Origin of the sequence: Dietzia sp. DQ12-76 (assembly GCF_014145045.1) — a bacterium.
Taxonomy (GTDB): domain Bacteria; phylum Actinomycetota; class Actinomycetes; order Mycobacteriales; family Mycobacteriaceae; genus Dietzia.
In genome coordinates this window covers 1-6,445 of sequence record NZ_JAALDV010000190.1, presented here as the reverse complement: position 1 = coordinate 6,445, position 6,445 = coordinate 1, and the positions used below count along the sequence as shown (strand labels likewise).

The 6,445-nt window shown below is 71.6% G+C and carries 5 protein-coding genes; 2 read left to right on the top strand and 3 right to left on the bottom strand.

What is annotated here, in order from left to right:
* Window positions 1-366 (top strand): cupin domain-containing protein (locus G6019_RS07785; RefSeq protein WP_182627343.1); only part of this gene is annotated, 366 nt, incomplete at its 5' end.
* Between the two features lie 124 nt (window positions 367-490).
* The gene (locus tag G6019_RS07780) at window positions 491-2,137 is read left to right on the top strand and encodes an HNH endonuclease signature motif containing protein (RefSeq protein WP_241725933.1); all 1,647 of its coding nucleotides are present in this window, start codon (window positions 491-493) and stop codon (window positions 2,135-2,137) included.
* Window positions 2,138-2,160: 23 nt separating this feature from the next.
* Here the strand turns inward: G6019_RS07780 and G6019_RS07775 are convergent, their stop codons facing one another.
* From G6019_RS07775 to allB, 3 genes are all read right to left on the bottom strand, one after another.
* Window positions 2,161-3,729, bottom strand: coding sequence for an NAD(P)-binding domain-containing protein (locus G6019_RS07775; RefSeq protein ID WP_182613570.1), 1,569 nt, complete (start codon window positions 3,727-3,729; stop codon window positions 2,161-2,163).
* A 198-nt stretch (window positions 3,730-3,927) separates the two neighbouring features.
* The gene (alc, locus tag G6019_RS07770; RefSeq protein ID WP_182613571.1) at window positions 3,928-4,974 is read right to left on the bottom strand and encodes an allantoicase; all 1,047 of its coding nucleotides are present in this window, start codon (window positions 4,972-4,974) and stop codon (window positions 3,928-3,930) included.
* An 8-nt stretch (window positions 4,975-4,982) separates the two neighbouring features.
* Complete coding sequence (gene allB, locus G6019_RS07765; RefSeq protein WP_182613572.1) at window positions 4,983-6,389, bottom strand: allantoinase AllB; 1,407 nt, start codon at window positions 6,387-6,389, stop codon at window positions 4,983-4,985.
* Window positions 6,390-6,445 lie beyond the last annotated feature (56 nt).

The following is a 6,445-nucleotide window of genomic DNA, read 5'->3' as shown; positions in this document are numbered from 1 at the left end:
CCCGACGGCGGGACGGCCGCCTCGGCCGCGTCGGCCGCCCAGGTCGACATTCGCCGCGCGTCGGAGGGCGCCATCCTCACCCGCGCGGAGGGCACGGTCGGGGGCCACACCCGACTACTGCCGGGCGGGCCGAACGACACCCAGTTCCTCGAGTTCGTGGAGACCAATCACGTCCCGGGTCGGTTCTTCGAGCACCCCGGCCGCGAGTGGATCTACGTCACCCGTGGCACCGTTCTGCTCGAGGTGGGCGGGTCGGTGAGCAGATTGGAGCCGGGTGACGTGGCGCGGTACGACGGGACACTCCCCCACCGCTGGTACGTGCCCGAGGGTGGCACGGCGTGCCTGATCGTGGTGCGGCCAGGCTGAGGCGTCGGACCCGGCACCCTTCTGACCTGCGGTGCCCTGCAGGGGCCTTGCAGGGCACCGCAGGTCACACGCGCCGGTCGCCGCCCCCGGACAGCATGTCGTACCTCGAACATACGATCGAATCATGACCTCACCCACACCTCGCCTGTCCGACGGCACCGCGCCATGTGACCACCCCACGCCACGTGACCGCCCCACGCCACATGACGACGCCGACCCTCCTGACACGCTGGTGCCACCTCCTGGATTCACCACTGCGACAGGGCCGGCATCGCCCGTCCTGGTGCCCGAGGCGTTCGCCCGGTGGGATCCCGGCCAGCAGCGTGGCTACCTCACCCAACGAACGATCTACGCGGCCGAAGGGCGGACCCTCGCCTACGCCTACGACTGTGTCCGTTCGGCTACCGAGGGCTTCGCCACCGAGGGCGACCCACACCGCGACCCGTGGGAGGCGGCTGCCACGATGATCGGCGCCTCTATGGCTCTCTCCCGTCACGGGGCATCACGCCTGGTGACCACCGCGGTCGAGCTGACCGAGCGGCTTCCCCGCACCGCGGCGCTTCTGGCGACGGGATGGATAGGGATCCTCGCCGCCCACACCATCGCCGAGGAGACGGCCCTGGTGGCCGATCACCTCATGCCCGACGTTGACCGCCGGATCAGCGAGGGGCTTGCTCCCACCAGGCGCCGGACACACCCGCCGCGGCTGGGGCCGCTGCGCAAGATGCTCCTCAGGACAGTCTCCGCCTGCGATCCGCTGGGTGCTGACGCCCGCGCCGAACAGTCACGACGCGGTCAGGACGTGGAGCTGGTGCCCCTCCGCGACGACCGGGCGATCATCACGGCCACGCTCACCGCCGAGGACGCACTGGAGATCGCGGACCGTGTCGAGGCGCTCGCCCGCACCGCACCGGCGGGCGATCCGCGAACGCTCGGCCAACTTCGCTCGGCCGGACTGCTCGCGCTCAGCCGTGGGTGGAGTTGCCTGCCCGACCCACGAGGGGAACACCCCGGCGACCCGGAGGCCCGGTCCGCGGCGCGTCGGGTGGTCCTCCACGCCTACGACGACGGCAGCCCGGGCAACCGCGGGATCTCCCTCGCCGGATACGGACCGGTCACCGGGCACACCGCGGACGAACTGCAGCGCGACGTCAGGCACCGCGTCACCGAACTCTCCGAACTCGCGGACCCCGATTCCGCCGCCGCCCGACGCCACGCCCCGTCCGAGGCCCTGGCCCATTTCTGCCGTGGACGCGACGGCACCTGTGTGTTCCCCGGTTGCCAGACACCGGCCGAGAAGACCGACCTCGACCACATCATCCCCTTCGACCACGACCGTCCCGAACGCGGCGGGCACACGACCTGTGACGACCTCGGGAGCCTCTGCCGTTTCCACCACAGGCTCAAGACCGACGGAGTGTGGGCCTACTACCGGGACACCGACGGTTCCTATGTGTGGATCCACGGTCCCCGCCACCCGGACCGAGACCCCGGAACCCGTGTCACGACGTATCCCACGGGCCCTCTCTCGGACCACGCCGCTCCCCGACGACCCGAGGCGAGCCGGCGTCAGCGGGAGGCCGCCGAGGCGGGCGCGACCGGCAGCGGATGTGCGGAGTCCCGGAGACGTCCACACGTGCGGCACCGGCGTGACGCCGAACGACGCGGTCTCCGCGCGCAGGCGCGACTCCGGCGACACGCCCCACCGTCCGGTCCGGTGGCCCCCTCGGAGCCCTCGACCACGGGGCCTGAGGACGAGCCCCCGTTCTGATGAGCGGAGTGACACTCGCGCGGTCAGAACCGCGAGCTCGTCGGATACCACCCGTCGGATGCGTCGTGGGGTCCGACGGAGCGGACCTCGATGTGCTCGAAGGATGCGAAGTCCCCGGCGAGCCTGCCCCAGTTCTCCCGGGTGATCGCGGTGGTGATCGTCGAGGCGATCCGCCCGATACCGCCGTAGATGCCGGAGAGCTGGTTCCCGGTCACGCCCATGGACGCGCGGGCGCCGGTCGAGAAATGGTGCAGCCGGGAGAGCCACGGAGCTGTGCCCGGATCTCGCTCGGTGAACTCGAACCCGGGACCCAGATAGGGACTCGATCCGGCCGGGTGTCCCATTGCGGGCGGGTGACGGTCGGACCACAGCGCTATGTCGTCGACGAACTCGGCGAGCTCCGGCCGCAACCGCAGGTCCACCGTGTATCCGGTCGCGGCCAGCACCACATCGGCGTGGAACCGCCCCCTGTCGGTGTCGATCGCGATCTCCTGCTCACCGGCGTCGGTGGAGACCATCGACACGGCCTTCCACCCACAGCCGGTGTGCAGTGCGAAGCCGGAGTGCGCGAAGCACCGCCACACCGAATGCTGGGTGGGCGGCTGCGGGAGGCCACCGGACATCACGCCGAACTCCCACTTGGCCTCGTCGTCGAGGTCGTAGAAGCGTTCCTGCATGCCCGGGAATTCCATCCACCGCAGCGGGTTGGACGCCGGGAGGGTCTCCCGGCGCACGAACACGTGCGCCCGGACGGCGCCGTGGTCGAGGGCGGTGGCCGCGTTGTCGAACCCGGATGCGCCACCGCCCAGTACCGCCACCCGCTGACCCCGCAGCGCGGCGAAGTCGATCGGGTCCTCCGTGTGGAACCAGCGCTCGCGGGGCAGCGAGGACGAGATGAGGTCCGGCACGCGCGGCCCGCCTCCGCCCGCGAGTCCGAGTGCGCAGACGATGCGCCTGGCGGTCACCGTGGTCTCGTTCCCCGCCGGGCCACTCAGTTCCACGGAGAAGGGCCCGTCCGGGGTGGCGGGCCGGTGGATCGCCGTGACGCGGGTCTGGTGCCGCACCCGGACGCCGGTGACCTCCCGGTACCACCGCAGGTAGTCGTTCCAGTCGAGCCGGGGAACAAGCTCGACGGCCGCCCACGCGGCCTCGCCGTACACGGCCTCGAACCAACGCCGGACGTGCAGGGAGGGGACGTCGAACTCGATACCCCTCATGTGTTTGGGGCTGCGCAGGGTGTGCATACGGGCATAGCGGTCCCAGCACCCCACCTGCTGCTCCGGACCGTCGTCCACCACCAGGACGCGGTCGATCCGTTGGCGTTGCAGCGCGAACGCGGTGCCCAGTCCGGCCTGTCCCCCGCCGATCACCAGGACGTCGAGTTCGCTCGACCCCGGATCCCGGGGGATCCAGTCGCGGGAGTGGCTGGTGGTGGCGATGTCCTCGTGCACGCGGGCCCGGAGGGCCGCGAGGCGCTCCTCTGCGTCGGGAAGGCGCCGGGAGTCCGGTGCCGCGGTCACAGTGTCGGGGCTGGTGTCCGGGCCGGCGGTGACGGTATCGGATGCTGCGGCGTCGGAGGTCACGGCGGTCATGGCGGAGGAGCTCCTGGGTTCAGCGGGCCCGGGTCGATGCCGCGGGCCCACCCGGGTCCTGCGCCCGGGCGGACACCACGGCGATGCCTGACTGATGACTCGACCGCCGCGCCGTGGGACGCGGCGGTCGGATCGGCGGGGCCGACCGCACCATCGTGGTGTCGGACCCGAGTCTGGCAGCGCGGTTTTTCGGGTGTGTTACGGGCGCGTGAGCCCGGTGTGCCGTGCCAGGGCGACCCGCTCGGCCAGCTGGTCGAGGGCCTCGGGGCTCAACGTGCCGTGAACGCGCAGTCGGGCGATACCGCCGTCGGGGAACACGTCGAGCCGGACGAAGTGCACCGGACCCACCGGATGGCCCGGCCGGCCCACCAGAAAGCGGTGCCGGCAGTCGGGTTGCAGAGGCGTACGGGGAACGAGGTCCACCCACCGGTCGGGGTGGTCCAGGTCCTCTGCGCTGGCGATCCCACGAAGCGACGCCGACCCCGGCGCGTTACCGATGTAGTAGGAGGTGTCGATCTCCACGTGGTCGACCGATCCCTCGCCCGCGAGTGCCACGGTCACGTGGTCGTTTCCTCCCCCTCGTCGCCGGGAGTTTTCCCAGCCCTCGCCCATGACGCGGGAACGCCCGGGGGCGATGATGTTGGCCGGCGACGAGTAGAACAGGTCCGAGCAGTCGACCACCCGGCCGCCGTTCTCGGCGGCCGCGAGGTCGACGGTTCCCCGCAGGAACGTGGGGTCAGGGGTGGGGTCGCCGTGAACCCGCAGTCTCGCGACACCACCGTCGGGGATCATCCGCAGCCGCACATGGGTCACCGGCGCGGCGTCGGGCACCGCGAAGTGATTGCGCGTGTCCCCCGCCGCCTCCGCCTCGGGTACCAGCTGCCGCCAGCGGGCACCCGCGAGGTCGTCGACCCCCGGGTAACCGTCGATCCACGCGCCGTCCACGGCGACCTGCGGGGGGTAGTTGCCGCGGAAGAAGGCGGTGTCCACCACGACCCCGCGCACCACGCCCGGCACCCCGAGACGGACTATCGCCGCGTCCTGCCCGGGCGAGCGCCGCCGGCGGGTCTCCCAGCCGTCGTAGACCTTGCCCTTGTGTCCGAACAGGGCCGGATCGAACACCGGATCGGAGGCGAGGATCAGGTTCTCCTTCTCGGCGAAGAACTCATCGTCGGCGTAGACGACACTGCCGGCCAGCTCGCGGGAGGCGAGGTCGGGCAGGGCGAGGTAATCGGGCTCAGGCATCGGTGGTGTCATCCGGTCAGTTCCGTTCGTGAAGGTGGCACAGCTGGCTCGGGTGGTGTCGGGCGGAAGACCGCGGTACCGGAGGCGGGGCCGTCGAGGTCCACGCGGCGGCCGGCGAGGTAGACCTCGCGCACGACTCCGCCGAGTGCCCGCTGGGCGTACGCGGTGACGGGGTTCTTGTGCTGCAACCGCTCGGGCAGGACCACGAACGCCTCGTCGGGGGCCAGGACCACCAGGTCGGCGCGGGCGCCCGGGCGGATCGACCCGCGATCTCGAAGCCCGGCGAACTCGGCGGGGCCGGACGACATCCACCGGACGACATCGGGCAACCCCAGCCCGCGCAGTCGCGCCTCGGACCAGATGATCGGCAGGCCCAGTTGCACCGAGGCGATCCCGCCCCAGGCCTGGCCGAAGTCACCGGTGTCGAAGCGCTTGAGTTCGGGAACGCACGGCGAATGGTCGGAGACCACCAGATCGATGGTCCCGTCCCGCAGCCCCTCCCAGAGCCGCTCGCGGTTACCGGCCTCACGGATCGGCGGGCAACACTTGTAGTGGGTGGCGCCGGGCTGGATCTCCTCGGAGAACAGCGACAGATAGTGCGGGCACGTCTCCACCGTGAGGGGCAACCCCTCCGCCTTGGACGAACGGATCAGCGGGAGGGCGTCGGCGGCCGAGAGGTGGAGGATGTGGGTCCGGCATCCGGTGCGGCGGACGCCGTCGATCACCTGCGCCACCGCACGGACCTCTGCGGCGACCGGTCTGGACTCGACGAATCCCGCGTACGCGGGCCCGGACGCCGGCGGCTGCGCGTCGATGGTGCCGGCGTCCTCGGCGTGGACGATCAGCAGCCCGTCGAACCCGGCGATCTCCTCCATGGCCGCCACCATCTGCGCGGCGTCCAGTGGCGGGAACTCGTCGATCCCGGAGTCGAGCAGGAAGCACTTGAACCCGAACACCCCGCGGTCCCAGAGTTCGCGTAGACGGCCCAGGTTCTCGGGCACGGCTCCGCCCCAGAACCCGGTGTCCACCCGGAGTGTGCCGCTCGCACTGGCCAGTTTCGCGTCCAGCGCGCCGGGCGTGGTGGTGACGGGGTTCGAGTTGAGCGGCATGTCGATCAGGGTGGTCACTCCGCCACACGCCGCGGCCCGGGTGGCGCTGGCGAAGCCCTCCCAGTCCGTGCGGCCGGGTTCGTTGATGTGGACGTGGGTGTCGACGAGGCCGGGGAGCAGCACCACGTCGTCACCCAGGTCCACGACGTGCGTACCGGCCGGGGTCGGGGAGGTCGGGGCCGCGGGGCCGGTCTCGACGGCCAGGATGATCCCGTCCGAGACCGTGACGGCTGCCGGCACGATCTCGGAGCCGATCACCGCGCGGTGTGCGCGCAGGACGGTCTCGGGGGCACCGTGCGTGCTCATGTCGTGGACTCCGCGGGGCGGTGGGCGGCGAGATCCGCCCGCCCGGACCCGGGTCG

Excerpts from the sequence above, each read along its gene's own strand:
- allB (WP_182613572.1), bottom strand. The coding sequence starts at position 6,389 with ATGAGCACGCACGGTGCCCCCGAGACCGTCCTGCGCGCACACCGCGCG.
- G6019_RS07775 (WP_182613570.1), bottom strand. The coding sequence starts at position 3,729 with ATGACCGCCGTGACCTCCGACGCCGCAGCATCCGATACCGTCACCGCC.
- G6019_RS07780 (WP_241725933.1), top strand. The coding sequence starts at position 491 with ATGACCTCACCCACACCTCGCCTGTCCGACGGCACCGCGCCATGTGAC.
- alc (WP_182613571.1), bottom strand. The coding sequence starts at position 4,974 with ATGCCTGAGCCCGATTACCTCGCCCTGCCCGACCTCGCCTCCCGCGAG.